Below are 26,250 nucleotides of genomic sequence, written 5' to 3' on the forward strand. Positions count from 1 at the left end.
TTTCCGTTCTCCCTGCTAGAAGAGACTCATGTCCGATCTCTTCCAGGCCGCCGGCCTGACGCCTCATGCGCCCAGCCCGCTGGCCGACCGGCTGCGGCCCCAAACCCTCGACGAGGTGGTGGGCCAGGAGCACCTGCTGGGTCCCGAGGGGCCCATCGGCCGCATGGCCGCCGCCCATCGCCTGGCCTCGATGATCCTGTGGGGTCCGCCCGGCACCGGCAAGACCACCATCGCCCGCCTGCTGGCCAAGGCCGGCGGCTATGAGTTCATGCAGATCTCGGCGGTGTTCTCGGGCGTGGCCGATCTGAAGAAGGCGTTCGAGCAGGCCCGCGTGCGCCGCTCGGCCGGCCAGTCGACCCTGCTGTTCGTCGACGAGATCCACCGTTTCAACCGCGCCCAGCAGGACGGTTTCCTGCCCTTCGTGGAGGAGGGGATCGTCACCCTGGTGGGCGCCACCACCGAGAACCCGTCGTTCGAGCTGAACGGCGCCTTGCTGTCGCGCTGCCAGGTCTTCGTGCTCAAGCGCTTGGACGAGGCGGCGCTGGAAGCCTTGCTGGTCAAGGCCGAGACGGCCGAGAACCGCAAGCTGCCGCTGGACCCCGAGGCCCGCTCGACCCTGGTCGCCATGGCCGACGGCGACGGCCGCTATCTGCTGACCCTGACCGAGACCCTGCTGGCCATCGGCACGGACACGCCGCTGAACCCGACCCAGCTGGGGCAGTTCCTGCAGAAGCGCCGCCCCGCCTACGACAAGGACCGCGAGGAGCACTACAACCTGATCTCGGCCCTGCACAAATCGGTGCGCGGCAGCGACCCGGACGCGGCGCTGTACTGGCTGGCGCGGATGCTGGAGGGCGGCGAGGACCCGTTGTTCATCGCCCGCCGCCTGGTGCGCATGGCCAGCGAGGACATCGGCGCGGCCGACCCTTTGAGCCTGCTGCTGACCACGGCCGCCAAGGACGCCTACGACTTCCTGGGCTCGCCGGAGGGCGAGCTGATGCTGGCCCAGTGCGTGGTCCACATGGCCAGCGCGCCCAAGTCGAACGCCGTCTACACCGCCTACAAGGCCGCCCGCCGCCTGGCCAAGGAGACCGGCAGCCTGATGCCGCCGGCCCACATCCTCAACGCCCCCACCAAGCTGATGAAGACCCTGGGCTATGGCGACGGCTATGCCTACGACCACGACGTCGAGGGCGGGGTGTCGGGCCAGAACTACTTCCCGGACGGCATGGCGCGGCCCGTCCTCTATGAGCCCAAGCCCATCGGGGCCGAGGCCAAGGTCAGGGAACGGCTGGACGCCTGGAACCGCTTGCGGAGAGACGGCAAGTGAGGCTTTCGCCCGCGGTCCGGACGATCGCGCTCATATCCCTGGGCCTGCTGCTGGCGGGCGTCGTCCTGCTGGTCCTGGCGGCGATCACGCCGTGGCACACCGATTCCAACGCCTATTTCGGCGAACTGCAGCGCATCCGCGCCACGCTCTATTTCGGCCAGCCCAGCGCTGCGGACTTCCACCAGGCCACCCTGCGGTTCGACACCCTCCAGGCGCGCTATGCGACCCACAAGTGGCTCTATGCCGATCTCGGCTATGCCTGCCTGACCCTGGCGGTCTGCATGGAAATCCTCGCGGCCTTGGCCGCCCGGTTCGGCGCGCGGCTGTTGCGGACCCAGAAGAACGCCCTGATCGTGCTGGGCGTCACCGTTCTGGCCCTGGTCGCCACCCTCGCGGGCCTGGCGGCCGAGCCGCTGCACCGGTTCTATCGCGAGCAGTTGCCCGAGTGGTCGGACGCTCTTGAGATTCCGTTGGCGGGCGCGGTGATCACCATGATCCCGCTGACGACGATCACCCTGCTGCTGGTGGTCCCGCCGCTGATCCTGCGTCGCCGGGCCGAGGGGGCGCTGCTGGTCTTCACCCGGCCGCCGCACTGGCCTTCGATCCTGGCCAACACCGTCTACGGCCTGCCGCTGCTGTTCGCCGTGTTCCTGGTGTCGAGCGTCGCCTCGCGCGGCGGCTGGGCCCTGGCGCCGGCCGGACTGATGCTGTCGTGGCTGTTCCTGAACGGCCGGGCGCTGTGGATCGCGCCGCCAGAGCTCTCGAAAGCGGAGGTCGCCGCATGAGCCGTCCGCCCCCCGGCAAGCCGCCCCGGCGCCCGCCTGGCGTCGCCAAGCCTAAGGCGTCCGACACGCCCATCGTCCTGTCGCCCGAGGAGATCGCCTTCACGCGGTCGCTGGTGATCCACGAGGACGACAGCGTCTTCGTGCTGAACAAGCCCGCGGGCCTGTCCAGCCAGGGCGGGCGCATCCAGGCCCACACCCTGGACGACCTGCTGTGGGCCCTGGCCCGGCGCGACCGGCCCCGGCCGCGCCTGATCCATCGCCTGGACCGCGACACCTCCGGCGTGATCCTGACCGCCCGCACCAAGCCGGCAGCGACCTTCCTGGGCAAGGCCCTGATGGGCAAGCGGTTCCGCAAGACCTATCTGGCCATCGTCACGCCCGGCGCGCCCGAGCCGCGCGGCGGCCAGATCGACAGCCCCCTGCGCCGCGAGTCCATCGGCCGCGAGGCCTATATGCGGGTCTGCGCGCCCGACCACCCGGACGCCGAAGCCGCCCGCAGCCGCTATCGCACCCTGGCGGCCACTGACGGCGCGGCCCTGGTCGAGCTCAGCCCCGACACCGGCCGCATGCACCAGCTGCGGGTCCACATGGCCTCCATCGGCCGGCCCATCGCCGGCGACAGCCGCTACGGCGGGGCGCTGATGCTGGGCGGCGCGCCGGTGCCGCGCCTGATGCTGCACGCCGTTCAGCTGGTCTTTCCGCATCCCGAAGGCGGCGAGCGGCGGATCAGCGCGCCGATCCCCGACGACATGCGTATGGTGCTGGACAAGCTGGGCCTTGCCATTCCGGAACAGGTGCGGCCGGATACCCGTTAAGCCTGACAGGAGATTCCGCCATGAAACGCCTGATCGCCATCGCTCTTTCCGCCGCCGTCCTGACCGCCTGCGCCACCTCGCCGACGCTCTACGCGCCCAAGTCCGCGCCGAACGGCTCCGGTTATTCCGAATATCGCCTCGAGGCGGGCCGCTATCGCGTCACCTTCCAGGGCAATCCCGGCGCGCCGGTCAACCAGGTGTCGGACTACGCCCTGCTGCGCTCGGCCGAGCTGGCCCTGCGCGACGGCTACGACTGGTTTCGGGTCGCCGACCGCAACACCCAGCAGACCGGCTCGGGCCGGGGCTCGACCCTGTCGATCGGCGGCGGCTCGGGCAGCTACGGCCGCAGCAGCGGCGTGGGCGTGGGTCTGGGCACCAGCTTCAACCTGGGTCCGGGGCCGGCGGTCAGCAGCTCGATGGAGGTGGTGTTCGGCAAGGGCCAGCCGCCGCGCGACGCCGACGTCTACGACGCCCGCGCCATTGTCCGCACGGTGGGGCAGGGGCGGGCGGCGGTCTAACCCGCCGCCTTCTTGGCGCTGGCGGCGATGGGATTCGAGGCCCGGAGCGCCGCGTGGGTCAGGCCGGCCGTCTCGGCGGCGGCGAAATAGCCCTCCGCCGGCAGGCCCTGCAGCGCGACCATCGGGGCCAGGCCCTTGGCGTCGCGGCCGAAGGCCATGATGTCGGCGGCGATCTTCTCGGCCGGACCGCCCAGGTCGCTGGCGTCCAGGGTCAGGCCGTGGAGGCGGGCGTCGCGCAGGACGCGCAAGGCTTCCTTCTCGGGTGGCACCCGAGCGATGACGCCGCGCGTCAGGGCCTTAAGCAGGCCGACCACTTCCAGCAGGCGTCCGGCGGGCGTGCCGCGCGTGACGTCGACCAGCTCCATCATCACCCCGCCGCGCAGCAGCGCGAGGGACAGGCCCGAGGTGCCGGTCAGCATGTCGCGACCGCGCTGGGTGCCCAGGCTGCGGAACGAGGCCGGCACGATCAGGTCGGGGCGGTCGTGGCCCTGGGCCGCGCGGGCGAAGACGGCGGCGTACTTCAGGGCCGCCTCGTCGATGAAGGCGGCGTCGCGGTCGGGCAGGCGCGAGATGGCGCGGGCGCTGATCTGCTTGCCCGAGCCCAGGTGGGTGACCACCGGCTCGATGCGCACGGCCGTGGCGATGTTGCGCTTGAGGCTGATCACGTGCTCGAGCGTGAAGTCCACCCGCAGGGCCGCGCCGCCGGCGGTGGTGAAGGCCACCGGGGTGCGGCGGGTCTCTTCCAGCGGATCGATGTCGAAGCGGATGGGCGAGCGGACCGAGTCGCGGCGGGCGCGGGCGGCCAGCACCACGGCCGGATCGATCGGACGGCAGACGACGCCGCCGGCTTCGATGCCGATCACCGCGCGCACGCCCAGGTCGGTGGGCTCGGCCGCGCCCAGCAGATGGGTCAGCACGTCTTCCAGGATGCGCACGCTGGTGGCCTGGGCCGCCAGGCCCTGGTCGTTGTTCATGGCGATCAGGAAGTCGTCCTCGCCGACGCGGGCCCGCAGGTCGCTGCGGTCCAGGTGCTCGGCCAGCTTGCGCTCGACATAGGTCCAGACGTCGACGCGCTTCTTGTCCCACCAGTCTCCCGCCCAGCGGCGGATGGCGCGCACGCTGATGACGTTGACCGAGCCGCGAGCGATCAGCTCCGACCCCGCCAGCCGTTGGAGCACAGGTCCGCTAAGAGCCAGATGCTCGTTGCGATCGTCACTTTGGCTCGAATCGAAGGGCATGGGGGCCTTAGAGCGGGAGGAGCTCATAGGATGCCTTTTACAGCCTTAACGGTCGGTGCAGGAACAGGGTGTCCGAAACAGGTTAACGCACCGCGCCCAAAGGTTGAACTGGGCATTTCACCTTAGGGGCGACTAGTCGAAGATCGGCTCGGGGTCGGGGATGGCGTAGACCACCGGCACCAGGCATCCGCGATAACCCTCCGGCGGAGCCGCGGGCTTGGCGCTCCACAGCAGGCCCCGGGCCGCCTCGCCGAACGCGGCGGTGGGTTCCGACGCGATGACCTGGACATTGCCGACTTGCCCCCAGGGCGCGACGTCGAAGCGCAGATAGGCCCAGCCGGAGATCTTCCGGTCCGAATAGGCGCGGGGATAGGTCTTGGCGGTGGGCAGGTTCAGCGCCGCCTGGGTGATGTCGCAGCTGTCGCCGGGGCGCGCGAAGCTGGCCAGTTTCGGCTGGGATGGCGCGGGCGTCTCGCGCGGCGCGGCGGCGAAGACGCCGTAGCAGGCTTGGACCGGCTTGCCGGGCAGGAAGCGGCTGCCGGCGATGGCCGCCGCCGCCGAGTCCGCGAGGGCGGGGTCTCCGGACTGGGTCTCGACCCGGACGTTGATCGGGGTTCCCTCCGCGTCGATGTCGTAGGTCACCGCCGCCCAGGCCGGATTCAGGTCGCGGCCGTCGAAGCGGCGCAGGTCGGGATAGTTGATGGTCTTGGGCTGGCGGCGGTTGGTCCCGCAGTCGCCGGCCTTGGAGACGGTCTGGCGGACCAGGGCGGGCGTATTGCGGCGTTCGAACGCGATGATCTCGAACAGGCTGACGCGGCGGGCCTGGGTGATGGGCGTGCGATGCGGGACGAAGGCGACCTGGCAGCCGGAAGCCGGCGCGCCGGGGGCGAAGCGCCAGCTGGCCAGGGCGGCCAGGGCCGCGTCGGAGGGGGCGATCACGCGGGCGGTCTCGGCGCGCTTGATGTCGGTCACCTGGCCCGAGGCGTCCACCGAGAAGGACAGCGGCTGGGCGTCGCTGTCGACGATGGGCGCGCCGTTGGGCGAGGTCTTGGGAAGGGGCGGGCTCAGCCGAGGATGAAGGACGGCGGCCTCGACGACCCGCGCGGCGCGGTTCCCGTCGCAGACCACCTGGGCGGGCGGCGGATCGAAGGTGATCACGTCCATCTCGGTCAGCGACCGGTCGATCACGGGAAGGGGCGGGGGAAGGACGTCGGCGATGGCGGGCGTGGCGATCAACAGGCTCAGGACGAACACACGCAACATGAAGACACCCTCGATGACGTGGTTGAGATGCTACCTAGGGTTATGGCAGGAGACAATCACGGGCGTATGTCGGATGAACCATCTTTCGGCGCCTTTTCGGTGCGGCTTGGCGTTCGCGGCCGCCCGGCGCATAAGGGCGCGATGAACAAACTCCTCCTCGTGGCCGCCGGAGGCGCTCTAGGCTCCGTCGCTCGCTATCTGGTGGGCGGTCAGGCCTTGCGCCTGCTCGGGCCGAACTGGCCGTACGGCACCTTCACCGTCAACCTGACCGGCGGCTTCCTGATGGGGCTGCTGGCCGCTTGGCTGGCCCTGCGGGGCGGCGCGCAGCAGGAGCATTGGCGCGTACTGCTGGGCGTCGGCGTCATGGGCGGCTTCACCACCTTCTCGGCCTTTTCGCTGGAGACCGCGCTCATGATCGAGAAGCGCGCCTACGCTCAGGCCTTCACCTATACGACCGCCAGCGTGATCCTGTCCGTGGCGGCCCTTTTCGCGGGCCTCTTGATCGCCCGCCGGATTTTCGCGGCATGAAAGAAGTTCGAACCCTCTTTGTGGACGCCGGCGAGGACGGGGTGCGCCTCGACCGCTGGTTCAAGCGGCGCTGGCCGCACCTGAACCACATCCAGCTCAACAAGCTGTTCCGCTCGGGCCAGGTCCGGGTCGACGGCTCGCGCGCCAAGGCCGACACCAAGCTGGCCGCCGGCAGCCAGATCCGCGTGCCGCCGCTGCCCGACGCGCCCGACCCTTCCGAGAAGGGCAAGCTGTCGCCGCGCGACATCGCCTTCGCCAAGTCGCTGGTGCTGTACGAGGACGAGGAAGTCCTGGCCCTGAACAAGCCGGCGGGCCTGGCCGTGCAGGGCGGCACCAAGACCACCCACCACATCGACAAGCTGCTGAGCGCCTGGGGCGAGGGCGTGGACCGCCCCAAGCTGGTCCACCGCCTGGACCGCGACACCTCCGGCGTGCTGCTGCTGGGCAAGACCCCCGGCGCGGCGGCCAAGCTGTCGGGCGCTTTCGCCCGCCGTCGCGCGCAGAAGACCTATTGGGCCATCGTGGCGGGCAACCCGCACCCGACCGAGGGCGTGATCGAGCTGCACCTGGCCAAGCGCGGGGTGGGCGACCGAGAGCTCGTGGTGCCCGCTGAGCCTAAGGATCCGGACGCCCAGCCGGCCGAGACGGAGTTCGTCTCGATCAGCCGCGCCGGACCGCGCGTGACCTGGATGGCGCTTCGTCCGCACACCGGCCGCACCCATCAGCTGCGCGCCCACATGAAAGCCATCGGCCACCCGATCCTGGGCGATCCGAAATACAGCGACGACAAATCCGCGCCGCTGTCCGAGGGTCTGAAGCTGCAGCTGCACGCCCGGTCGATCATCCTGCCGCACCCCACGGTCGGCACCCTGGCCATCGAGGCGCCGCTCAGCCCCGAGATGAAGGCCGGCTTCGCCAAGTTCGGCTTCTCGGAGGACGAGGCCGAGTACGACCCGTTCGCGCGCCGCCAGACCAAGCGCCGCTAGTCGGCTTGAGTGCGCCTCTGGGCTGTGGAATGATCGTCGCTCAATCCTGAGGGGCGATCTCCATGGCCTTCGTCACGTTCACGCGCCCGGACGACTCGCCGGTGTCGGTCAACACGACCGAAGTTCTCAGCTTCGCGCCCGTGCCGCCCGACGGTCCGCTGGCGGGGCCGCTGAAGACGGGCACGCGCATCGCCTTCAAGACCGGCAAGCACCAGGACGTGAAGGAACTGGTCCCCGAGGTCGAGAAGCGGCTGAACGCGGCGGGCTAGACGAAAAAGACCAAGGCGTCCGCCAGGTCGTGCGATCCCCTGACCGTGGCGAATTCGGTCCAGGCGTCGCCGCCGCCGTTCTCGTCGATCCATAGCCGGGTGTAGCCGCCGGAATAGGTCTGTTTCAGATAGCCGCCGGCATAGGCGGTGGCGCGGTCGACGCTCAGCAGGTTGCTGATGTCGATGGTTTCGCCGTCGGCGTAGTCGTTGAGGGTGGCGTGGGCCAGCTGGCCGAACACGAAACTGTCGACGCCGGCCCCGCCGGTGATCTTGGCCTCGGAGAAGATCACGATCGTGTCGTCGCCGTTCTCGCCGCGAAGCTCGACCCGCTGGCCGCTGGAGGCGACCAGATAGTCGTCGCCGTCGCCGCCCTCGGCGTAGGAGAAGGGCGTCAGGACGTCGTTCCCGCCACCGCCGCTGATGCGGTCCACGCCCTCGATGGTGTCGTTATGAGCGGTGCCGACCACATGCGTCACGAACAGGCGGTCGGCGCCGAACTCGTCGCTGGTCACAACCACCTCGCCGGAGGAGTCGCGCTGGATGACGACGCCTTGCGTTCCCGCGCCGTAGGTGACGCGGCCGGCCGTGGCGAAGACGTCGGCGTCGCCGTCGGCGGAGGCCTTGATGATCGCCCAGGACGCCTCGACCGTGTCCTCGCCGTTGCCGTCGATCACGATGGTGGCCTGCGTCGAGGCGAAATCGTCCAGAACGATCTGGTCGTTGCCGGCCCCGGCGTCCAGCACCCCGCCGTTGGCCGCGCCGTTGTAATAGTCGTCGCCGCCGAACAGCCTCAGGGTCACGTTGTCCAGGCCGCCCAGCATGTGGTCGCGATATTGCGTGCCCAGGTTCGAATAGAGGATGGCGGTGTAGCCGGGACCCGCCGCCAGCTTGTCGCCGACTAGCGAGGCGTATTGGCTGTCGTTGGACGGATCGCTGTCGCCGTTGACGTCGCCATCGGCCCAGTAGGACGGATCCACCGCCGTGCCGTCGCCCCAGAACCAGCCCAGCGATGTGCGATGGGCGCTGGTCCAGATCGGCGCCTCGTCGACGCTGTGGTCGCCGATAGCGTCGGCGAAGTCGCCCAGCCTGTCGCCCGTGCCGGCCGGAGGCTTGGTGATGATCGTCGCCCCCGTCTTGGCGACGATCCTCTGCAGCTCGTCCCAGTCCACGGGATCGAGCACCCACATCTCCGCCATGGCGTCATCCTCAGCGATCAGTGCGGGAAAGCTGCACGCGATCTCAGGTGGAGCCAAGTGACAATAGTCTGAAATTACTGGTGAAGCTTGGAAAGGGCGCGCGAACGGGCAGGGCTCCGCCTAACGCTGTTGCCCGATGCGGCCGGCGACCTTAGCAATAGCGGGTCACGCTTTTCGGGGGACTTTCATGTCACGCTTTCGTCTCGCGGCGCTGGTCACCAGCGCCATGGTCGCCGCTTCCTCGCCGGCCTTCGCGGCCACGGCGACCGATGTGGAGGTCGATGCGCTGCTGAAGGCTTCGGTGCTGACCCAGACCGATCCGGCAGCCCTGACCCAGCGCTGCGACGCGATCCTGGCGCTGTCGACCAAGGCCAAGACCGATCTGGAGGGCCGCAAGGGACCGGCGACCCTGAAGGACGACTTCGCCGCCTACGACACCCTGCTGCTGGGCCTGGGCGACGGCTCCAGCGAGATGTACCTGATCTCGCAGACCAGCCCCTCCAAGCCGGCGCGAGAGGCCGCCGAGGCCTGCGTGCCCAAGCTGTCGGACCTGAACACCGCCATCTCGCTGTCGCGGCCGATCTACGACCGGCTGTCCGGGATCCCGCTGGCCGGCCTGGACGACAAGACCAGCTTCACCCTGAAGAAGATGCTGACCAACTACCGGCTGGCCGGGGTCGACAAGGACGAGGCCACCCGCGCCAAGGTCGCGGCGCTGCAGAAGGAGATCACCGAGATCGGCCTGAAGTTCGCGGCCAACATCCGCGACGACAAGGGCGACATCAAGCTGAAGCCCGAGGATCTGGCCGGCCTGCCGCAGGACTATGTCGACAGCCACAAGCCCGGTCCGGACGGCGTGATCCACCTGACGGTCGACTATCCCGACGTGTTCCCGGTACTGGATTTCGCCAGCAAGCGAGACACCCGCAAGACCGTGATGACCGCCTTCCTCAACCGCGGCTGGCCGGCCAACGAGACGGTGCTGAAGTCGCTGCTGGAGAAGCGCTACGAACTGGCGCGGACCCTGGGCTACACCGACTACGCCACCCTGGTCACGGCCGACAAGATGATCGGCGATCCCCAGCGGGCGGCGCGTTTCCTGGACGAGGTCAATGTCGCGGCGCAGCCGGCGGCCGAGGCCGACATGGCCGAACTGACGGCCTTCGCCAAGACCATCGACCCGTCGATCACCCGCCTGGAGCGTTACGACAACGGCTACATGCAGAACCTGCTGCGCAAGCAGAAGTACGCCGTCGACGCCGCCGAGGTGCGCCAGTACTTCACCTACGACAAGGCGCGCGTCGGCATCTTCGGCCTGGTCTCGGACCTGTTCGGCGCCCAGTTCAAGCCATGGAACACCCCGGTCTGGGACAAGAGCGTCTCGGCCTGGGAGCTGTACGACAAGAGCGGCGCCCTGATCGGCCGCTTCTATCTCGACATGCATCCGCGCGACGGCAAGTACAACCACGCCGCCCAGTTCCCGATCCGTACGGGCGTGGAGGGGCGTCAGGTCCCGGTCGGGGCGCTGGTCTGCAACTTCCCCGCCGACGGACCGATGGACCACACCGACGTGGTGACTTTCCTCCACGAGTTCGGCCACCTGATCCATGCCCTCTATTCAGGCCATACCCAGTACGGCGTGGAATCCATGGGCAACCTGCAGTGGGACTTCATCGAGGCCCCGTCGCAGCTGCTGGAGGAGTGGACCTGGGATTACGACACGCTGAAGACCTTCGCTTCGAACCCCAAGGGCGAGCCCATTCCCCAAGCGCTGGTCGCCAAGATGAACGCCGGCCGCCGGTTCGGCGAACCGGGCATGTGGAAGCGCCAACTGGGCTACGCGGCGGTGTCGCTGAACTACTACAACCGCGCGCCGGACTTCGACCTGGCCACCCAGTTCGACACCCAGGTGCAGCGCTATTCGCTGTTCCCGTCGATGGCCGGCACGCACGACTACGCCAGCTTCGGCCACCTGGATGGCTATTCGGCGATCTACTACACCTACGTCTGGTCCAAGGCGATCGCGCTGGACCTGTTCACCGAGTTCGACAAGGGCGGCATGCGCAATCCGGCCGTGGCGGCGCGCTATCGCAAGCTGGTGCTGGAACCCGGCGGGTCGCAGGACGCCAATGTGCTGATCCAGAACTTCCTGGGCCGTCCGATGAGCCTGGAGGCGTTCAAGACCGACCTGCAGAAGAAGAGCGGGCAGAAGAAGTAGCCGGTCAGACCAGCCCCGACACCGGCTTCGCCGCCGCGCTGTCGGGGAAGACCGTGGTCTCCAACGCCGCGCGGTCGACGCCCATGTGCTCGGCCAGCACGCCCTTGAACAGGCCGCGCATGTCGAGGGTGGGGCGCACGTCGCGGTTCTCGAACAGGGCGTCCTGGCGCAGGGTGGGCCAGTCGCCGATGATCCCGCCCTTCTTCAGGCCGCCGCCCAGCACCAGGGCGGTGGAGCCCGTGCCATGGTCGGTGCCGCCTGTGCCATTGACCCGGGCGGTGCGGCCGAACTCGGTGGCGGCCACCACGACGGTGTTCTTCCACTCTTCGCCCAGACCCGTGTTCAGTCCGTCGAGCACGGCGTCCAGATAGGACAGGCGGGTGTTCAGCTGGCCCACCTGGCCGGCGTGGGTGTCCCACCCGTCCAGCGAGATGGCGGCGATGCGCGGCCCGCCGTCCTGCACCATGAAGCCGGCCAGGGTGGCGCCCAGCTTGCGCGCCGCTTCGCGACCCTGGCGCTGGGTGGCGATGGCCGGGGGCGGCGGCGGCATGGCCTGGGTGGCGACGGCGTTCTGCCACATGGGCTTGGACGCCATTGGGGGAGCCATGGCGGCCGCGTCGGTCGAGACGGGCGTCGGGGCTGGGTTAAGGGCGGTCATCGCCGCCTGGGCCATGGCCTCGGTCTCCAGGCCTCGCGCGAAGGCGGGGCCCATCATCGGGTCGGACTTGTAGAGGTCCTGCAGCAGGGTGGGCAGGCGGGCGGTCTCGTCGACCCCCGCGCCCGGCGACCAGCTGGCGGCCTGGACCTTGCCCCGCAGGATCAGTGGCGCGGTGGCGCCCACCGACAGGGCCTCGACCTTTGACGGCCCCAGGACTTCCAGCGTGCGGTTCAGCCAGCCGGTATTGATCCCGTATACCTGGGCCGCGCCGGTCTCCAGCACGTCCTGGGCCTCGAAGTGCGAGCGGGCGCGGTCGGGGCTGGCGATGGCCGGCGCGATGCGGGCCTGGCCCTTCAGCGCCAGGGCGTGGACCGACTCCAGGGCCGGGTGCAGGCCGAAGGTCCCGTCCAGCTTCAGCGCCTGGTCGGGCGCCACCGCCACCGCGCCGCGCAGGGCGGCATAGTCCGGATCGCCGACCGGCGGGCTGACGGTCAAGCCATCCATGCCGCCCCGACAGATCACCACCACCATCTTGCGTTTGGCCATCGCCCCTTCGGCGGCGAAGGCCGAACCACCCACGAAACTGACCGTGACGCCCAGGCCGGCGGCCTGCTGGAGCAGCGAGCGACGAGAAAGAGGAGCGTTCATCGGCGTTGAAACTCCGGGCTCATCAGCAGCAGGGCCATGGCCTCGCGGCGGGTCTCGGCCCGGGCCACGGCCTTGGCCACCGGCGGGGTCAGGCGCGCGCCCAGGGCCGACTGGGCGAAGGCGTCGGGGTCCAGCCGGTCGGCGGTGACGGCGGCGAAGCCCTCGCTGAACCTCAGGCGCTTGATCAGGGCGTCGGGCGCGCACCAGGTCTGGGCCTGGTCGTCCCAGCCCTTGGGGGAGGGGGCCGAGAACGGCTTCTGGCCCAGGCCCGTCAGCACCGGCGACAGCTTGCCGATGGCCGACGGCTCGGCGCCCACCGCCCGCCAGGTGGAGATGGCGAACTCGTAGGGGGTCTTGAACTTGGCGGGCGTCGGGTCCCAGGCCTCGGGCGAGGCGACCAGGGTGCGGGCCAGCTGGTCCAGCCGGCCGCCGCTGTCGAGGTAGCTCTTCTCCAGCCGGGCGACGAGGGTGGGCGGCGGCGCATCGTTGACGAAGTGGACGGCCAGCTTGGTCGCCAGGTGACGGGCCGTGTGGGGGCTGGCGGCGAGGTCGGCCATCACCGCCAGGGCCTGGTCCTCGCCGCCCTGCGGATAGCGCTTGCCCATCACCGTCCGCGCGCCGGGCTCGTGGGCGTTGTCGCGGAACAGGAAGCGATGGGCATTGGGGTCCTGGGGGCGGCCGACGCTGAAGCCGGTCATGGCCCGGGCGAATTCGGTGACGTCGGTTTGGGAATAGCCGGCGTCGACGCCGACCGTGTGCAGCTCCAGGATCTCGCGGGCCAGGTTCTCGTTCAGCCCACCGGCGTCGTCGGCGTTCTGGCGGCGACGCAGATAGGCCGCCGCCTTGCTGTCGGGGCCGACCGAGCGGGTCTGGTCCAGATACAGCAGCATGGCTGGATGGGTGGACGAGGCCACCAGCAGGTCCTCGAAGCGGCCGAAGACGTGCGGGCGGATGGCCTCCTGCTCGAACGGCCCCACGATCGTGGCGGTGGTCAGCTTGGTGGCCGAGACGGTGAAGTGGTTGGCCCAGAACAGCGTCCAGCGCTCGCGGAAGGCCGCGTCGGTGTTCGTCCCCAGCCGGGCGCGGGCCAGGAAGTCGCTCCCGGCCTGGTCGCGCAGCATCTTTTGGGCGTCCTTCACCGGATCGGCCTTGGGGTCGCCGTCGGCCTTGGCGGCCTGCTTCTGCATCCGGTAGTCGACCAGTTCGGCCAGGCGCTGGGCCGAGCTTTCGCCGTCGCTTTCCGGCTGGTCGGCGCCTTCGGGGCGGATCTGGGCGGTCAGGAAGCCCTGGGGATCGCTGCGGGCCGCCGCGATCTCGCCCGGCCGCGCGCCCAGGCCGAAGCGGGTGGCGGCGATGGCGGCCATCATCTCGTCGGACGGAAGGCTCAAGCCGGAGATCTCCCAGGGATCGCCCGCTCTTGCGTCGGACGCATTGTTTGATCCATTCAACGCGTCGAAATCGCTCTTTTGATGTCCGGACCGAAAAGAAGTTCCCCTTGGCCGACAAGCCCGACCTGCTGCAACGTCCCCGACGCTTCTACAAGGCCGCCACCGCCGGTCCTGTGGAGGGCGGCTTCGCCGTGCTGCTGGACGGGCGCACCCCCAAGTCGCCGGCCAAGTCGCCGCTGGTTCTGCCGACCCTGGCCCTGGCCCAACTGGTCGCGCAGGAGTGGGAGGCCCAGGTCGAGGTGATCGACTCCACCGCCATGCCCGCCACGCGCCTGGCCTTCACCGCCATCGACCGCATCCGCGAGACCCGGGCCGAGGTGGCGCGCGAGGTCTCGGCCTATGCCGGCTCGGACTTGCTCTGCTACTGGGCCGAGCACCCCACGCCCCTGGTCGAGCGCCAGAAGCGCGACTGGGGCGGCATGCTGGACTGGGCGCGGGCGGAGCTGGACCTGCACCTGAAGCCGGCCAGCGGGATCATCCACACCGCCCAGTCGCCGGCCGCCCTGGCCTCGGTCGAGGCCCTGGCCCTGACCATGGACGACTTCACCCTGGCCGGCGTCGCCTACGGCGCGGGCCTGCTGGGCTCCACGGTGCTGGCCCTGGCCCTGCGGGCGGGCAAGGTGACGGGGCGCAAGGCCCTGGACCTGTCGCGGCTGGAGGAGATCTTCCAGGCCGAGACCTGGGGCCAGGACGCCGAGGCCGTGGCCCGCGCCGAGGCCCTGGCTGTCGAGGCCCAGGTGCTGGAGCGCTGGTTCGCGGCGCTGAGGCGTTGAAGACCGTCGTCCTTTACGTCCTGGCCGCCGCTTTCGAGATCGGCGGCTGCTACGCCTTCTGGCGGTGGTTGAAGCAGGGCCAGTCGGCGCTGTGGGCGGCGGTCGGGATCGTGGCCCTGGCGGTGTTCGCCTGGCTGCTGACCCGGGTGGACAGCCCCGCCGCCGGCCGGACTTTCGCGGCCTATGGCGGCCTCTACATCGCCGCCTCGCTGGTCTGGATGCGGGTGGTGGAAGGTCTGCGACCGGATCGTTGGGACTTGGCCGGCGCGGCCGTCTGCCTGGTCGGCGCCGGGATCATTCTGTGGGCGCCCAGGGCCGCCTGACGTCCTTAAGCGTCTCCGCGATCATTGCTGCACTGCCGCAGGGTACGGCTTGCCACGTAAAGCTCGCGCCATTACGGCTCGCCCCATAAGGTGGCAGCCAAGGCCCAGTAGAGAGCAGGGGAGCGTCCGCGTGCAGCATATTCTCGAGGAACTCGATCGTCGTCGCGAGCAGGCCCGGGCCGGCGGCGGCGAAAAGCGCGTGGCCGCCCAGCACGCCAAGGGCAAGCTGACCGCGCGCGAGCGCATCGACCTGCTGCTGGACGAGGGTTCGTTCGAAGAGTTCGACATGTTCGTCGAGCATCGCGGCGTCGAGTTCGGCATGGCCGAGCAAAAGGTCCCCGGTGACGGCGTCGTCACCGGCTGGGGCACGATCAACGGCAAGGTCGTCTACGTCTTCTCCAAGGATTTCACGGTGTTCGGCGGTTCGCTGTCGGGCGCCCACGCCCAGAAGATCGTCAAGGTCCAGAAGATGGCCATGAAGGTCGGCGCGCCGATCATCGGCCTGTTCGACGCCGGCGGCGCGCGCATCCAGGAGGGCGTCGACAGCCTGGCCGGATACGCCGACATCTTCCTCGAGAACGTCATGGCCTCGGGCGTGGTGCCGCAGATCAGCGTGATCATGGGCCCCTGCGCCGGCGGCGACGTCTACAGCCCGGCCATGACCGACTTCATCTTCATGGTGAAGGACACGAGCTACATGTTCGTGACCGGCCCTGACGTCGTGAAGACCGTGACTAACGAGGTCGTCACCGCCGAGGAACTGGGCGGAGCTCGGGTGCACGCGGCCAAGTCGGGCGTGGCCGAAGGCGCGTTCGAGAACGACCTGGAGGCTCTGACCCAGGTGCGCCGCCTGGTCGATTTCCTGCCGTCGTCCAACCGCGAGCCGGCCCCTGAGCGCGAGAGCTTCGACGAGGCCTATCGCGCCGAGGCCAGCCTCGACACCCTGATCCCCAGCGATCCGGGCAAGCCCTACGACATGAAGGAACTGATCCTGAAGATCGTCGACGAGGCGGATTTCTTCGAGATCTCAAGCGAGTGGGCCAAGAACATCGTCGTCGGCTTCGCCCGCATGGACGGCGAGAGCGTGGGCATCGTCGCCAACCAGCCTCAGGTGCTGGCCGGGGTGCTGGACATCGACTCCAGCCGCAAGGCCGCCCGCTTCGTGCGGTTCTGCGACGCCTTCAACATCCCGATCATCACCCTGGTCGACGTCCCGGGCTTCATGCCGGGCACCAAGCAGGAGTACGGCGGCCTGATCAAGCACGGCGCCAAGCTGCTGTTCGCCTATGCCGAGGCCACCGTGCCGAAGATCACCCTGATCACCCGCAAGGCCTATGGCGGGGCCTATGACGTGATGAGCTCCAAGCACCTGCGCGGCGACTTCAACTACGCCTGGCCCACCGCCGAGATCGCGGTCATGGGCGCCAAGGGCGCGGTCGAGATCATCTTCCGCCAGGAAGCCAAGGACCCCGAGGCCCTGGCCGCCCGCGAGGCCGAGTACAAGGAACGCTTCGCCAATCCGTTCGTGGCGGCGTCGCGCGGCTATATCGACGACGTGATCATGCCCCACAACACCCGCAAGCGGATCGTGCGGGCGCTGAAGAGCCTGAAGGGCAAGGAACTGTCCAACCCCTGGAAGAAGCACGACAACATCCCGCTTTAGGGGACGCGGCTGGGGACACGCGCATGCGCGTGTCCCCAGCCGTTGTACCGTCTACTTCGCCACGTCCATCGTCACGCTGAGCGTGCCGTCCGGATTGCCCATCGACTTGGGAACGCCGCCGAAGGCGCCGGCATAGGTCGGCGCCAGCAGGCCTTGGAACGCCGAGACCGGCACGGTGACCTCGTAGTCGCCCTCCGAATACGGCCCGACCACATAGGGATCGATGATCGCCGTCAGGCCGCCGATCTTGCCGGGCAGGGCCGAGGGAGCGGGGACCAGCACCGTCTCGCTCCACTTGGGGCACGAGAACATGTCGTTCAGCGGCACGGCGCCCTCGCGGTGGGTCTTGGCCGTGGCCACGGCGTCGCAGATGGCCTTGTCCAGCGCGCTCATGTCGGCGCCGTCGCGGAACAGGGCCTTGGGCAGGATTTCCTTGTTGGCGGCGGTGTCCCACAGCAGCGACGCGCCGCCGTGATTGGGGTGAGCGCCGCCGGTGTCTTCGAACCACAGGGCGCGCAGGGCCACCAGGGACGGGGCCTCGGCGGCCAGGAACCACTGGCCTTGCCGGCCGTAGGGCCGCCACGGGAACTGGCCGGTCGAGGCCTTGCGGTCGCTCTCGGCCTTGGCCGCGAAAGTCTTCAGCCCCGCCACCTCGCGGTCGTAGAGCATGGTGTGCAGGGCCGGATAGTTGGCGATCTCGGCGGGCAGGCGCAGGGCGACCTTGGCGGCCGCGTCGGTCTGGTCGAAGGCCAGGGGGCGGACGGGCGCGGCCGGCGCCGCCGGGGCCGGAGCGGCGGCCGGTGCGGGCGGCGGCGGCTGGCTCGTCTTGGGGCCGCAGCCGGCCAGGGCGGCGGCGAGACCGAAGGCTGCTATCGAGGCGGCGATCACGGGGGTTTTCATCGTCATCACTCCTGAACGCGGCTCGCGCTCGACCGGCTCCACCGTGCCGCGCCTTGCTCGGGCCGTCCATCGCGCGATTTTCGGGGATGGGAGCGGCGGCCGTTTGCCGCTAGACCGGCGAAGGGCTGGACGGAGGGGACGATGAGGCTTCGGGGATCTTGGATCGTGCCGGCTGTCGGCGCGATCCTGCTGAGCGCGTGCTCGACCACCGCGCCACCGCCGCCGACAGGCCTGGCCGGACCGGCGGCCGCGCCCGCCGGGATGAAGTGGAACGCCTTCGCCACGCCCGACGACGAAAGGCGCCTGGCCTATGGTCTGCCCGACAGCGACGTGGTCGGGATCACCTTCTCGTGCCGCCGCAAGACCCCGGTCGTCGGCTTCTCCACCACCGTGGCCAAGGGCAAGGCGGGGGGCGGGACCATCCGTTTCCGGTCGGGCAAGGCCGAAGGCCGCTACGCCGCCCGACTGATCCCGTCGGAACTGATCGACGGCCTGGAAGCGGCCGGCGACATATCGCTGACCGACGCCGTCCTGATCGCCTTCGAGAAGACCGGCCTGATCAGTCAGGTCGAGGACAAGACCTATCCTCAGGACGCCCGCACGGACGCGGAACGAGCGGATATCAAGCGCTTCTTCGGCTTCTGCCGAGGCTGACCGGAGCCTCGCCCCACGGGCGAGGACCTTTCGGTTGACGCCCGCTCGGGGGCGCCGTTCAAATGCCCGGGCCCGCGTCGGGGCGTACAGCATGGCCGCGACTCGAGAGATGGACGACCAGGCCGCCTTCATCCAGAGAGTCGAGGCCCTGCGCGCCGGGGTCGATCGGCGGCTGGCCGAGCTGGCCCCGGCCGTGGGCTCGGCGCCCGACCGGCTGGTCGAGGCCGTCCGCTACAGCCTGCTGGCCCCCGGAAAGCGTTTCCGCCCGATGGTGACCCTGCTGGCCGCCGCCGAGTGCGGGGCGCCGGAAGGGGCGGCCCTGGACGCGGCCTGCGCCTTCGAGATGGTCCACGCCGCCTCGCTGATCCTGGACGACCTGCCGGCCATGGACGACGCCGGCCTGCGGCGGGGCCTGCCGACCATCCACCGGGCCTTCGACGAGGCCACGGCGATCCTGGCCGGGGTGGGACTGCTGAATCACGCCTACGCCACCATCGCCGCCGATACGGGCCTGCCGGCCCCGCTGCGCGCCGAACTGGCGGGCCGAGCGGCCCAGGCGGTGGGCTTTTCGGGCCTGATCGCCGGCCAGGCCCGCGACCTGTTCGACCGCGACCAGACCCGCGACCAGGCCGCCCTCGAACGGCTCAATCACGAGAAGACCGGCGTCTTGATCATCGCCGCCGCCCAGGGCGGGGCCCTGATCGCCGGCGCCTCTGACGCGACGGTCGAGGCTCTGGGCCTGTTCGCCCGCCATATCGGCCTGGCCTTCCAGATCCGCGACGACCTGATCGACGCCCAGGGCTCGGCCGAGGGCGCGGGCAAGGACGTCGGCAAGGACGCGGCCATGGCCACCGTGGTCTCGACCCTGGGCCTGGCCGGCGCCCGCCAGGCCATGGACGAGCACCTGGCCGAGGCCTCGGCGGCCTTGGACCGCGCCGGCTGCGGCGGGCTCTTGGGCCGCTATGTCGGCGAGCTGTTCGCCCGGCGCAAGGCGGCGGCGTGAGCGAGGCGGAGACCGCGCCGGACCCTATCCTGAGCGTGACCGGCGTGGTCCACGCCTATGGCGACAGGCCCGCCCTGCGCGGCGTCGACCTGAGCTTGCGGCCCGGCGAGATCTACGCCCTGCTGGGTCCCAACGGGGCTGGCAAGACCACCCTGATCCGCGCGATCTGCGGCCGCATCCGGCCCGACGGCGGGGTGGTGCTGCTGCAGGGCCGCGATCCTGCTCGCGTCCCGGCCGCTCGGGCGGGCCTGGGCTTGGTCCCGCAGGAGATCGCTCTCTATCCCAACCTGACGGTGGCCGAGAACGTCGAGACCTTCGCGGCCCTGTCGGGCGTACCGCGCGCGGCCATGGCGGCGGCCGTGCGGCGGGCGCTGGACCTGACCCGCACGGCCGACCGCGCCGACGAGCCGGTCAAGCGCCTGTCGGGGGGCTATCAGCGCCGGGCCAACATCGCCGCCGCCATCGTCCACGAGCCGTCGCTGCTGATCCTGGACGAGCCGACGGTAGGGGTGGACGTGGACGCCCGCGAGGCGGTGGACGCGGTGATCCGGGGCCTGCGCGACCTGGGCGTGGCGGTGCTGATCACCACCCACGACCTGGACCAGGCCGGCGCCCTGGCCGACCGGGTGGGCTTCCTCAGCGATGGCTGGATGGCGCTGGAGGGCGCGCCGAGAGCCCTGATCGCCGAGGCGTTCGGGGCGCGGATGGAGATCCTGGTCCACCTGGCCGAGGCGGTCGATCCGGCCGGCGAGCGCCGGCTAACCGCCGAGGGCCTGGCGCCCACGCGCCGGCCCGGGGTCTGGGCGCGGCTGGACGCCGACGGCTATGCAGCGGCCGGACAACTGGACGCGCGCCTGCGCGAGGTGGGCCTGGTCCCGCGCGAGATCGGGGTGCGCGAGCCCTCCCTGACCCACCTGTTTAGCCTGGTGGCCGAGCGGGCCGAGGCCGCATGAGCCTTCGCCCGGCGATGATCGCGGCCATGACGCGGGTGATGGCGCTGGACCTGTGGCGCGACCGCGGGGCGCTGCTGATGACCTTCCTGCTGCCGCCGCTGGTGTTCCTGATCTTCTCGTCGGTGTTCGCGGGCGCGACGGGCGACAACATCCAGCTGAAGCTGGCGGTGGCCGACGTGGCGCGGACGGCGGACTCGGGGCGGCTGGCGATGGCGCTGACCAAGTCCTCCGACGTGCGGGCCGAGCTGGTGTCGCCGGCGACGGCCGAAGAGGTCCGCCGACGGGTCAAGGCCGGTCAGGCCGATGCGGGCCTGGTGATCCGATCCGATCCGGCCTCGGCCGAGAAGCCCTTCCTGATCGTGGCCGACCCCAGCCGCGCCGTCGCCGCGCCCCTGGCCCAGGCCCGGGTGCAGCAGGTGCTGGCCGCCGCCCTGCCGGACGTCGCCATGCGCCGCACGGTGGCCCAGCTGGAGCCGGCCCTGGGCGGGCTCAGCGACGAGCAGGTCGAGAACGCCGACAGCGCCGCGGCCCTGCTGCGCGACACGCCGCCCAAGGCCGGCGACGACGGCGGCTTCTTCGACCGCGAGGCGGTGCGCGAGACCAAGGCGGGCGGCGGGGTGATCGCCTATTATGCCGGGGCGGTGACGATCCTGTTCTCGCTGTTCTCGGCCATGCAGGGCGCGCTGGGCCTGATGGAGGAGCGGCGCACCGGCGTGGCCGACCGCCTGCTGGCCGGGGTGGCGGGCATGGGGCCGGTGGTCAGCGGCAAGTTCGTGTTCCTGGTCGGCCAGGGGCTGGTCCAGGCCCTGACGATCTTCGCCACCGCCCAGCTGGTCTACGGCGTGGCGGTGGTCCAGCACGCGGGGCCGTGGTTCCTGACCACCCTGGCGGCCAGCGCCTGTTCGGCGGGGTTGGCCCTAGGACTGGTCTCGGTCTGCCGCACGCGCGACCAGGCCCAGATGCTGTCGACCTTCGTGATCCTGATCCTGGCGGCCGTCGGCGGCAGCATGGCCCCGCGCTTCCTGATGCCGCCCTGGCTGCAGCAACTGGGCTGGCTGACGCCGCACGCCTGGGTGATCGAGGCCTACCAGGCCATCCTCTGGCGCGACGCGGGGATCGGCGCGGTGTATAAGGCCTGGGGCGTGCTGACGCTGGCCGGCCTCGCGGGCCTGGCCGTCGCGCACGTGTCGGCGCGCCAGTTGCGGCGGTAGGAGACGATGGAAAGACTAGGCCTCTACCTGGCCCTGTTCCTGGGCGCCCTGGCCTTCATGGAAGGCTTCGCCTGGGTCACCCATCGCTATGTCATGCACGGCGTCGGCTGGGTCTGGCACAGGTCTCACCACGAGCCGCGCACCGGCGCCTTCGAGCTGAACGACCTGTTCGCGGTGGTCTTCGCCGCTCCGGCCATCGTGGCGATCTATTTCGGGGTGCACGGCGTCCCGTGGCTGCTGCCCATCGGCCTGGGGATCACGGCCTATGGCGCGATCTATTTCGTTTTCCACGACGGCATGGTGCATCAGCGGTTCAAGGTCCCGCTGGGCAAGTCGCGCTATTGGAAGCAGCTGATCCAGGCCCACCGCATCCATCATGCCGTGCACACCAAGGATGGGGCGGTGTCGTTCGGCTTCCTGCTGGCGCGGCCGGTGCGGGAGCTGAAGGCCAAGCTTCGGGAAAAGGGCGTCGACGCCTGAGATCGAAACGCCGCCAATGCGCGGCTGGGGGAGGGGGAAGAAATGACGGAAACAACGATCAAGACGCCCTGGCATCTGTGGCTGGTGGGCGTGGTCGCCGTGCTGTTCAACTTCATCGGCGTCTTCGACTTCACGATGAGCAAGGTCCAGGGCGCGGCCTATATGGCCAGCGCGGGCATGACCCCGGCCCAGATCGCTCACTATCAGGACATGCCGTTCTGGATGACCGCCGACTGGGCCCTGGGCGTGTTCGGCGCCTTCGCCGGCTCGGTGCTGATCCTGCTGCGCCACAGGTTGGCCTGGCCGGTGCTGGCGGTGTCGCTGGCGGCCTTTCTGGTGAGCCTGCTCTACACCTATGTGCTGACTGACGGCGGCAAGATCATGGGGCCGCAGATGGGGGTGACCAGCGCGATCATCGCGGGGTTGCTGGCGTTTTTCGTTTGGTACGCGTGGTGGATGACGCGGCGCGGGGTGTTGAAGTAGAGGCCCGAGCGGCCCGCACTTGCCCCCTTCGGGCCTTCGGCCCTCCTTCCCCCGTAGGGGGAAGAGGACGCGGTTGTTGCGGCAGCGCGCGTCCTCCGCCCCCTACGGGGGCGGACAGACCGCGCAGCGGTCAGGTGGGGGCAAGTCGGTGCGCCTCGGCGCCTAGATTCGCGACCACATCGCCGGCCGTTCGGGCGCCTTGCCCCAGCGATCCACCGTCGTCGCCCGCAGAGCCAAGACCCCGCCTTCCAGCGCTCGCCAGGCCTTCATCCGGCCGCTGACCACCACCCGTTCGTCCCAGGCGCCGGTTCCGGCCTTCACGACGTCCAGGCCGATCTGGCGATAGACCCCGCGCGCCGCGCCGATGGCCCACGCGCAGCGGAACGGCAGGTCGCGCAGACCCCAGCGGGCCGAGGCGTAGTAGGGCTCGGCGGCATCGACGAGACGCCGGGCCAGGGCCGCCACGGCCGGCCGATGGGCCGGATCGGCGACCACATCCTCCGGCACGCCCAGCTCGGCTAGCCAATCGCCGGGCACGTAGACCCGGCCGTTTCTCGCGTCCTCGACGATGTCGCGGGCGATATTGGTCAGCTGGAAGGCCAGGCCCAGGTCCTGAGCGCGGCGCAGGGTGGGCAGGGCGTCGGGCTTCACGCCCATGACCAGGGCCATCATCGTCCCGACCACGCCGGCCACGCCCCAGCAGTATTCCAGCAGTTCGTCGAGCGTGGCGTAGCGACGGCCGGAGACATCCATCGCGAAGCCGTCGATCATGTCCAAAGCATAGCGTTCGGGGATGCCCCGGCGCAGGGCCACGGTCTGGAAAGCGGCGAACACCGGATCGGTGGGCGTCTCGCCCGCCAGGGCCGCGCGGGTCTGGGCGTAGAGGGCTTCCAGCCGCGCGGGGGCGTCGGCCACCGGGCTCATGCCGTGGCCCAGGGTCTGGCCGTCGATCACGTCGTCGCAGTGACGGCACCAGGCGTACAGCATCTCGGCGTCGGCCCGGGTCTGGGCGTCGAACAGGGCGGCGGCGGCGGCGAAGCTCTTGGAGCCCTTCTGGATCGCCTCGCGACTCTGGGCCTGTAAGGCGTCGCTCATTCAGCCGGCCTCATCGCCGCCGTCGATGGAGTCGTAGTCGTCGATCATCAGCCCCGCCGTCGCCTTGGCCGAACCGACCACGCCGGGGATGCCCGCGCCCGGGTGCGTTCCGGCCCCGACGAAATAGAGGTTGGGGATCACGTCGTCGCGGTTGTGGGTGCGGAAGAAAGCGCTCTGGGTCAAGATCGGCTCCAGCGAGAAGGCCGCGCCCTTCCAGGCGTTGAGGTCGGTCACGAAGTCGTCCGGCGTGATGAAGCGGCTGGTGACGAGATTGGCCGAAAGTCCTGGAATGTAGTGCTTTTCCAGATAGGCCAGGATCTTGTCGCGATACTTCGGCCCCTCGACCGACCAGTCGATGTTCGCCGTCTGCAGGTTGGGCACGGGTGACAGGGCGTAGAAGGCCGAGCAGCCTTCCGGCGCCATGGCCGGGTCGCTGGCGGTGGGGTGGTGCAGGTACAGCGAGAAGTCGTCGGCCAGGCCGTCCTTGCCGTAGATCTCGCCGATCAGCTCGCGATAGCGATTGCCGAAGCAGATGGTGTGGTGGCGGATCTCGGGGTGGGTGGTCTTCAGCCCGAAATAGACCACGAACAGCGAAGGGCTCCAGCGCTTGGCCTCCAGGGCCTTGCCCACCTTGGCCCCGCGTGGATCGTCCGCCAGCAGGGCCCTGTAGGTGTGCATCACGTCGGCGTTGGAGGCGACGGTGTCGAAGGCCTCGAACTGGCCGTCGGCCTTGATCACCCCGGTGACGCGGCCGGCCTTGGTGGTGATCTTCTGGATGGGCGCGTTCAGATGGATCACGCCGCCCAGGTCTTCGAACAGCTTCGCCAGCGCCCGGATCAGGGCGTGGGTGCCGCCGCGCGGGAACCAGACGCCGCCGCGTCGTTCCAGGGCGTGGATCAGGGCGTAGATCGACGAGGTGGCGAACGGGCTGCCGCCGACCAGCAGGCTGTGGAACGACAGCGCCTGGCGCACGTGCTCGTCTTTCACGAAGCCGGCGACTTTGTCGTAGACGCTGCGCCAGGCCTGCAGCTTCATCAGGGCCGGCGCGCTGGCGATCATGCTGCCGAAGTCGAGGAACGGCACGGCGCCCAGCTCGACATAGCCCTTTTGGTAGAGCTCTTCCGAATAGGCGTGGAAACGGCGATAGCCCTCGACGTCGGCCGGGTTGCGCTTGGCGATCTGGGCGTCGAGCTGTTCCTGGTCGTTGACGTAGTCGAAGACGTCGCCGTCTTCCCAGACCAGCCGGTAGAACGGATCGACCGGCAGCAACTCGACATAGTCCTCGATCCGGCGGCCGGAGAGTTCGAACAGCTCCTTCAGGCAGTCGGGATCGGTGACCACCGTCGGGCCGGCGTCGAAGGTGAAGCCCTCCTGCTCCCAGACATAGGCCCGGCCGCCGGGCTTCTCGCGCCCTTCGAAGACGGTGACGTCGAAGCCCGAGGCCTGCAGGCGGACGGCCAGGGCCAGTCCGCCGAATCCGGCGCCGATCACGGCGGCCTTCGGCTTTGGCGTCGTCGTCATGCGTCCTGTCCCCCGAACACCGAGCTTTCGCCGATGCATTTGATGGCCGCCGAGATCGGCACCGGCGGCTTGCCGACCAGGATGCGGATCTTGTCGAACCGCGTCAGCCGCGCCGCATAGAAGCGTTGGATCAGGCCCGGCGACAAGCGGTAGAAGCGCTCCAGCACCTTGTAGCGGTCCTCGGGCGCGCAGGCCCGGAACAGCATGCGGTTCAGCAGGCGCAGGAACCGCCGCCGCCGCCAGACCGACTTGGACTGGGCCTCGACGCAGGCGCGCACGGCGGCGCTGGTGACGCGGGGCAGGGCGGCCACGGCCTCGGCCAGGCGCGCGGCGTCGGGCAGGGAATAGCCGGTGGTCGGCTGGAACAGGGCCGCGCGCAGGCCCACCTCGGCGACCTGCGGCCGGGCCTCCCGCCAATAGGCCTCGATGTCGCCTCCCAGGGCGATGGGCAGGACGCCTTCTTCCTCGCGCTCGACCTCTACGATCTTCCAGCCCTGGGCCTTGGCGTAGGCGGCGATGGCCTTGCGCAGGGCCGCGCGGTTCAGGGCTGGGCCGTCGCTGTAGCGGGTGTCCTCGACCAGCACCCGCGTGGCGTCCAGCGGCAGGACGTAGACGAAGCGATAGCCGTCGTCCTGCGGGACGGTGGCGTCCATGATGATCGGCCGGGTCAGGCCGTGGGGGGCGGCCAGGCGCAGGCCCTGGCCGACGAACTTCTGGTAGCCCAGGGCCAGGCTCCGGCTCTTGCGCGGCCCGCGGCCGTCGATCACCGCCCCGGCCACGATCACCCGGCCATCGGCCAGGGTCACCTGGTGCGGATTGACGTCCGACACGGTGGCCGAAAGCCAGGCGTCGGCGCCTAGCGTAGCGGTCACCACCTGATGCAGGCGCTGGGAGGTGATGGCCAGGTAGTCGGTCGGCAGGTGGCGGCTGTGCCCGGGGAAGCGCACCTCGTAGCCCGACCAGCGGTGGACGATCAGCGGTCGCAGCCAGCCGGCCACGGCGGGATCGACGTCGGTGGCGAAGTGGCACCAGGTGTGTTCGCCGCCGATGGTGGGGCCCTGCTCCAGCAGCACCACGCGCAGCCGGGGCCGCAGGCTCTTGAGCCGCAGGGCGATCAGGCTGTTGGCCAGGCCGCCGCCCACCAGGACGACGTCGGCGCGTTGGGAGGGGAACGCGGACACCATGCTTCGGCTCTAGCATGATTGGACGAAGCTCAAGCGACTTCCGATGCGCGTCCGCACATATTGCGTGCGACCGGGGGAGGCGGTAGGCAGCGCGCGAACAGGAGGCG

Annotated in this window: 26 protein-coding genes; 17 read left to right on the plus strand and 9 right to left on the minus strand. The window is 70.0% G+C overall.

Features of this window, described 5'->3' with window-relative positions:
- Positions 1 to 28: 28 nt before the first annotated feature.
- Genes AC07OA_RS16195 through AC07OA_RS16210 form a run of 4 tightly spaced genes read left to right on the plus strand, consistent with a single transcriptional unit; the run spans position 29 to position 3,448 of the window.
- The gene (locus tag AC07OA_RS16195; protein ID WP_494664837.1) at positions 29 to 1,330 is read left to right on the plus strand and encodes a replication-associated recombination protein A; all 1,302 of its coding nucleotides are present in this window, start codon (positions 29 to 31) and stop codon (positions 1,328 to 1,330) included.
- Entirely contained in the window at positions 1,327 to 2,115 is a 789-nt protein-coding gene (locus AC07OA_RS16200; protein ID WP_494664838.1) for a hypothetical protein, read from the plus strand. Before AC07OA_RS16195 ends, AC07OA_RS16200 begins: the two co-directional genes overlap by 4 nt.
- A complete protein-coding gene (locus tag AC07OA_RS16205; protein WP_494664839.1) occupies positions 2,112 to 2,930 on the plus strand; it encodes an RluA family pseudouridine synthase in 819 nt (272 codons plus the stop codon). Before AC07OA_RS16200 ends, AC07OA_RS16205 begins: the two co-directional genes overlap by 4 nt.
- 20 nt (positions 2,931 to 2,950) lie before the next feature.
- On the plus strand, positions 2,951 to 3,448 hold the full coding sequence (locus AC07OA_RS16210; protein ID WP_494664840.1) for a CC0125/CC1285 family lipoprotein: 498 nt from the start codon (positions 2,951 to 2,953) through the stop codon (positions 3,446 to 3,448).
- Here AC07OA_RS16210 and AC07OA_RS16215 read toward each other — a convergent pair.
- The gene (locus AC07OA_RS16215) at positions 3,445 to 4,686 is read right to left on the minus strand and encodes a hypothetical protein (protein WP_494664841.1); all 1,242 of its coding nucleotides are present in this window, start codon (positions 4,684 to 4,686) and stop codon (positions 3,445 to 3,447) included. The two genes, AC07OA_RS16210 and AC07OA_RS16215, sit on opposite strands and share 4 nt — an antisense overlap.
- A 132-nt stretch (positions 4,687 to 4,818) precedes the next feature.
- Positions 4,819 to 5,949, minus strand: a complete 1,131-nt coding sequence (locus tag AC07OA_RS16220) for an energy transducer TonB (RefSeq protein ID WP_494664842.1) — start codon at positions 5,947 to 5,949, stop codon at positions 4,819 to 4,821.
- A 141-nt stretch (positions 5,950 to 6,090) separates the two neighbouring features.
- Between AC07OA_RS16220 and crcB the strand changes: the two genes are divergently transcribed.
- From crcB to AC07OA_RS16235, 3 genes are all read left to right on the plus strand, one after another.
- Entirely contained in the window at positions 6,091 to 6,477 is a 387-nt protein-coding gene (gene crcB / locus AC07OA_RS16225) for a fluoride efflux transporter CrcB (protein WP_494664843.1), read from the plus strand.
- Complete coding sequence (locus tag AC07OA_RS16230; protein ID WP_494664844.1) at positions 6,474 to 7,463, plus strand: RluA family pseudouridine synthase; 990 nt, start codon at positions 6,474 to 6,476, stop codon at positions 7,461 to 7,463. The genes crcB and AC07OA_RS16230 overlap by 4 nt, the downstream gene beginning before the upstream one ends.
- 62 nt (positions 7,464 to 7,525) lie before the next feature.
- Entirely contained in the window at positions 7,526 to 7,732 is a 207-nt protein-coding gene (locus tag AC07OA_RS16235) for a hypothetical protein (RefSeq protein ID WP_494664845.1), read from the plus strand.
- Here AC07OA_RS16235 and AC07OA_RS16240 read toward each other — a convergent pair.
- Entirely contained in the window at positions 7,729 to 8,928 is a 1,200-nt protein-coding gene (locus AC07OA_RS16240) for a hypothetical protein (RefSeq protein ID WP_494664846.1), read from the minus strand. The genes AC07OA_RS16235 and AC07OA_RS16240 overlap by 4 nt on opposite strands.
- Positions 8,929 to 9,115: 187 nt before the next feature.
- On the opposite strand from AC07OA_RS16240, the gene AC07OA_RS16245 reads away from it, so the two are divergent.
- Positions 9,116 to 11,146 carry a M3 family metallopeptidase gene (locus AC07OA_RS16245; protein ID WP_494664847.1) on the plus strand — a complete coding sequence of 677 codons (2,031 nt, stop codon included), beginning with the start codon at positions 9,116 to 9,118 and terminating at the stop codon, positions 11,144 to 11,146.
- Between the two features lie 4 nt (positions 11,147 to 11,150).
- On the opposite strand, the gene AC07OA_RS16250 is transcribed toward AC07OA_RS16245, so the two are convergent.
- A complete protein-coding gene (locus AC07OA_RS16250) occupies positions 11,151 to 12,452 on the minus strand; it encodes a DUF1501 domain-containing protein (RefSeq protein WP_494664848.1) in 1,302 nt (433 codons plus the stop codon).
- Positions 12,449 to 13,819: a DUF1800 domain-containing protein gene (locus tag AC07OA_RS16255; protein ID WP_494664987.1), complete on the minus strand. Its 1,371-nt coding sequence runs from the start codon at positions 13,817 to 13,819 to the stop codon at positions 12,449 to 12,451. Before AC07OA_RS16255 ends, AC07OA_RS16250 begins: the two co-directional genes overlap by 4 nt.
- Positions 13,820 to 13,947: 128 nt before the next feature.
- Between AC07OA_RS16255 and AC07OA_RS16260 the strand changes: the two genes are divergently transcribed.
- From AC07OA_RS16260 to AC07OA_RS16270, 3 genes are all read left to right on the plus strand, one after another.
- A complete protein-coding gene (locus AC07OA_RS16260) occupies positions 13,948 to 14,673 on the plus strand; it encodes an ATP12 family chaperone protein (protein WP_494664849.1) in 726 nt (241 codons plus the stop codon).
- Positions 14,670 to 14,996 carry a YnfA family protein gene (locus AC07OA_RS16265; RefSeq protein ID WP_494664850.1) on the plus strand — a complete coding sequence of 109 codons (327 nt, stop codon included), beginning with the start codon at positions 14,670 to 14,672 and terminating at the stop codon, positions 14,994 to 14,996. Before AC07OA_RS16260 ends, AC07OA_RS16265 begins: the two co-directional genes overlap by 4 nt.
- 130 nt (positions 14,997 to 15,126) lie before the next feature.
- The gene (locus tag AC07OA_RS16270; protein WP_494664851.1) at positions 15,127 to 16,659 is read left to right on the plus strand and encodes an acyl-CoA carboxylase subunit beta; all 1,533 of its coding nucleotides are present in this window, start codon (positions 15,127 to 15,129) and stop codon (positions 16,657 to 16,659) included.
- A 51-nt stretch (positions 16,660 to 16,710) separates the two neighbouring features.
- Here the strand turns inward: AC07OA_RS16270 and AC07OA_RS16275 are convergent, their stop codons facing one another.
- Positions 16,711 to 17,559, minus strand: coding sequence for an RsiV family protein (locus AC07OA_RS16275; RefSeq protein ID WP_494664852.1), 849 nt, complete (start codon positions 17,557 to 17,559; stop codon positions 16,711 to 16,713).
- A 165-nt stretch (positions 17,560 to 17,724) separates the two neighbouring features.
- On the opposite strand from AC07OA_RS16275, the gene AC07OA_RS16280 reads away from it, so the two are divergent.
- From AC07OA_RS16280 to AC07OA_RS16305, 6 genes are all read left to right on the plus strand, one after another.
- Positions 17,725 to 18,213 carry a hypothetical protein gene (locus AC07OA_RS16280; protein ID WP_494664853.1) on the plus strand — a complete coding sequence of 163 codons (489 nt, stop codon included), beginning with the start codon at positions 17,725 to 17,727 and terminating at the stop codon, positions 18,211 to 18,213.
- 91 nt (positions 18,214 to 18,304) lie between these two features.
- On the plus strand, positions 18,305 to 19,216 hold the full coding sequence (locus AC07OA_RS16285) for a polyprenyl synthetase family protein (protein ID WP_494664854.1): 912 nt from the start codon (positions 18,305 to 18,307) through the stop codon (positions 19,214 to 19,216).
- The gene (locus tag AC07OA_RS16290) at positions 19,213 to 20,169 is read left to right on the plus strand and encodes an ABC transporter ATP-binding protein (RefSeq protein ID WP_494664855.1); all 957 of its coding nucleotides are present in this window, start codon (positions 19,213 to 19,215) and stop codon (positions 20,167 to 20,169) included. Before AC07OA_RS16285 ends, AC07OA_RS16290 begins: the two co-directional genes overlap by 4 nt.
- Positions 20,166 to 21,380 carry an ABC transporter permease gene (locus tag AC07OA_RS16295; protein WP_494664856.1) on the plus strand — a complete coding sequence of 405 codons (1,215 nt, stop codon included), beginning with the start codon at positions 20,166 to 20,168 and terminating at the stop codon, positions 21,378 to 21,380. The genes AC07OA_RS16290 and AC07OA_RS16295 overlap by 4 nt, the downstream gene beginning before the upstream one ends.
- Before the next feature lie 6 nt (positions 21,381 to 21,386).
- Positions 21,387 to 21,860 carry a sterol desaturase family protein gene (locus AC07OA_RS16300; protein ID WP_494664857.1) on the plus strand — a complete coding sequence of 158 codons (474 nt, stop codon included), beginning with the start codon at positions 21,387 to 21,389 and terminating at the stop codon, positions 21,858 to 21,860.
- Between the two features lie 42 nt (positions 21,861 to 21,902).
- Positions 21,903 to 22,343 (plus strand): hypothetical protein, encoded by a 441-nt coding sequence (locus tag AC07OA_RS16305; RefSeq protein ID WP_494664858.1) that lies wholly within the window; start codon positions 21,903 to 21,905, stop codon positions 22,341 to 22,343.
- Between the two features lie 162 nt (positions 22,344 to 22,505).
- On the opposite strand, the gene AC07OA_RS16310 is transcribed toward AC07OA_RS16305, so the two are convergent.
- Genes AC07OA_RS16310 through crtY form a run of 3 tightly spaced genes read right to left on the minus strand, consistent with a single transcriptional unit; the run spans position 22,506 to position 26,143 of the window.
- Entirely contained in the window at positions 22,506 to 23,438 is a 933-nt protein-coding gene (locus tag AC07OA_RS16310) for a phytoene/squalene synthase family protein (RefSeq protein WP_494664859.1), read from the minus strand.
- Positions 23,439 to 24,959 (minus strand): phytoene desaturase, encoded by a 1,521-nt coding sequence (locus tag AC07OA_RS16315; RefSeq protein ID WP_494664860.1) that lies wholly within the window; start codon positions 24,957 to 24,959, stop codon positions 23,439 to 23,441.
- Positions 24,956 to 26,143: a lycopene beta-cyclase CrtY gene (gene crtY / locus AC07OA_RS16320; protein ID WP_494664861.1), complete on the minus strand. Its 1,188-nt coding sequence runs from the start codon at positions 26,141 to 26,143 to the stop codon at positions 24,956 to 24,958. The genes AC07OA_RS16315 and crtY overlap by 4 nt, the downstream gene beginning before the upstream one ends.
- Positions 26,144 to 26,250: the final 107 nt, after the last annotated feature.

This window comes from Caulobacter sp. GW821-FHT09B08 (genome assembly GCF_059418225.1).

Bases quoted from the DNA above. Each gene is read 5' to 3' on its own strand.
- AC07OA_RS16205 (WP_494664839.1), top strand. From the start codon at position 2,112: ATGAGCCGTCCGCCCCCCGGCAAGCCGCCCCGGCGCCCGCCTGGCGTC.
- AC07OA_RS16245 (WP_494664847.1), top strand. From the start codon at position 9,116: ATGTCACGCTTTCGTCTCGCGGCGCTGGTCACCAGCGCCATGGTCGCC.
- crtY (WP_494664861.1), bottom strand. From the start codon at position 26,143: ATGGTGTCCGCGTTCCCCTCCCAACGCGCCGACGTCGTCCTGGTGGGC.
- AC07OA_RS16275 (WP_494664852.1), bottom strand. From the start codon at position 17,559: ATGAAAACCCCCGTGATCGCCGCCTCGATAGCAGCCTTCGGTCTCGCC.
- AC07OA_RS16235 (WP_494664845.1), top strand. From the start codon at position 7,526: ATGGCCTTCGTCACGTTCACGCGCCCGGACGACTCGCCGGTGTCGGTC.
- AC07OA_RS16195 (WP_494664837.1), top strand. From the start codon at position 29: ATGTCCGATCTCTTCCAGGCCGCCGGCCTGACGCCTCATGCGCCCAGC.
- AC07OA_RS16240 (WP_494664846.1), bottom strand. From the start codon at position 8,928: ATGGCGGAGATGTGGGTGCTCGATCCCGTGGACTGGGACGAGCTGCAG.
- AC07OA_RS16255 (WP_494664987.1), bottom strand. From the start codon at position 13,819: ATGATGGCCGCCATCGCCGCCACCCGCTTCGGCCTGGGCGCGCGGCCG.
- AC07OA_RS16215 (WP_494664841.1), bottom strand. From the start codon at position 4,686: ATGCCCTTCGATTCGAGCCAAAGTGACGATCGCAACGAGCATCTGGCT.
- AC07OA_RS16220 (WP_494664842.1), bottom strand. From the start codon at position 5,949: ATGTTGCGTGTGTTCGTCCTGAGCCTGTTGATCGCCACGCCCGCCATC.
- AC07OA_RS16315 (WP_494664860.1), bottom strand. From the start codon at position 24,959: ATGACGACGACGCCAAAGCCGAAGGCCGCCGTGATCGGCGCCGGATTC.
- AC07OA_RS16285 (WP_494664854.1), top strand. From the start codon at position 18,305: ATGGCCGCGACTCGAGAGATGGACGACCAGGCCGCCTTCATCCAGAGA.
- AC07OA_RS16300 (WP_494664857.1), top strand. From the start codon at position 21,387: ATGGAAAGACTAGGCCTCTACCTGGCCCTGTTCCTGGGCGCCCTGGCC.
- AC07OA_RS16310 (WP_494664859.1), bottom strand. From the start codon at position 23,438: ATGAGCGACGCCTTACAGGCCCAGAGTCGCGAGGCGATCCAGAAGGGC.
- crcB (WP_494664843.1), top strand. From the start codon at position 6,091: ATGAACAAACTCCTCCTCGTGGCCGCCGGAGGCGCTCTAGGCTCCGTC.
- AC07OA_RS16210 (WP_494664840.1), top strand. From the start codon at position 2,951: ATGAAACGCCTGATCGCCATCGCTCTTTCCGCCGCCGTCCTGACCGCC.
- AC07OA_RS16250 (WP_494664848.1), bottom strand. From the start codon at position 12,452: ATGAACGCTCCTCTTTCTCGTCGCTCGCTGCTCCAGCAGGCCGCCGGC.
- AC07OA_RS16305 (WP_494664858.1), top strand. From the start codon at position 21,903: ATGACGGAAACAACGATCAAGACGCCCTGGCATCTGTGGCTGGTGGGC.
- AC07OA_RS16230 (WP_494664844.1), top strand. From the start codon at position 6,474: ATGAAAGAAGTTCGAACCCTCTTTGTGGACGCCGGCGAGGACGGGGTG.
- AC07OA_RS16295 (WP_494664856.1), top strand. From the start codon at position 20,166: ATGAGCCTTCGCCCGGCGATGATCGCGGCCATGACGCGGGTGATGGCG.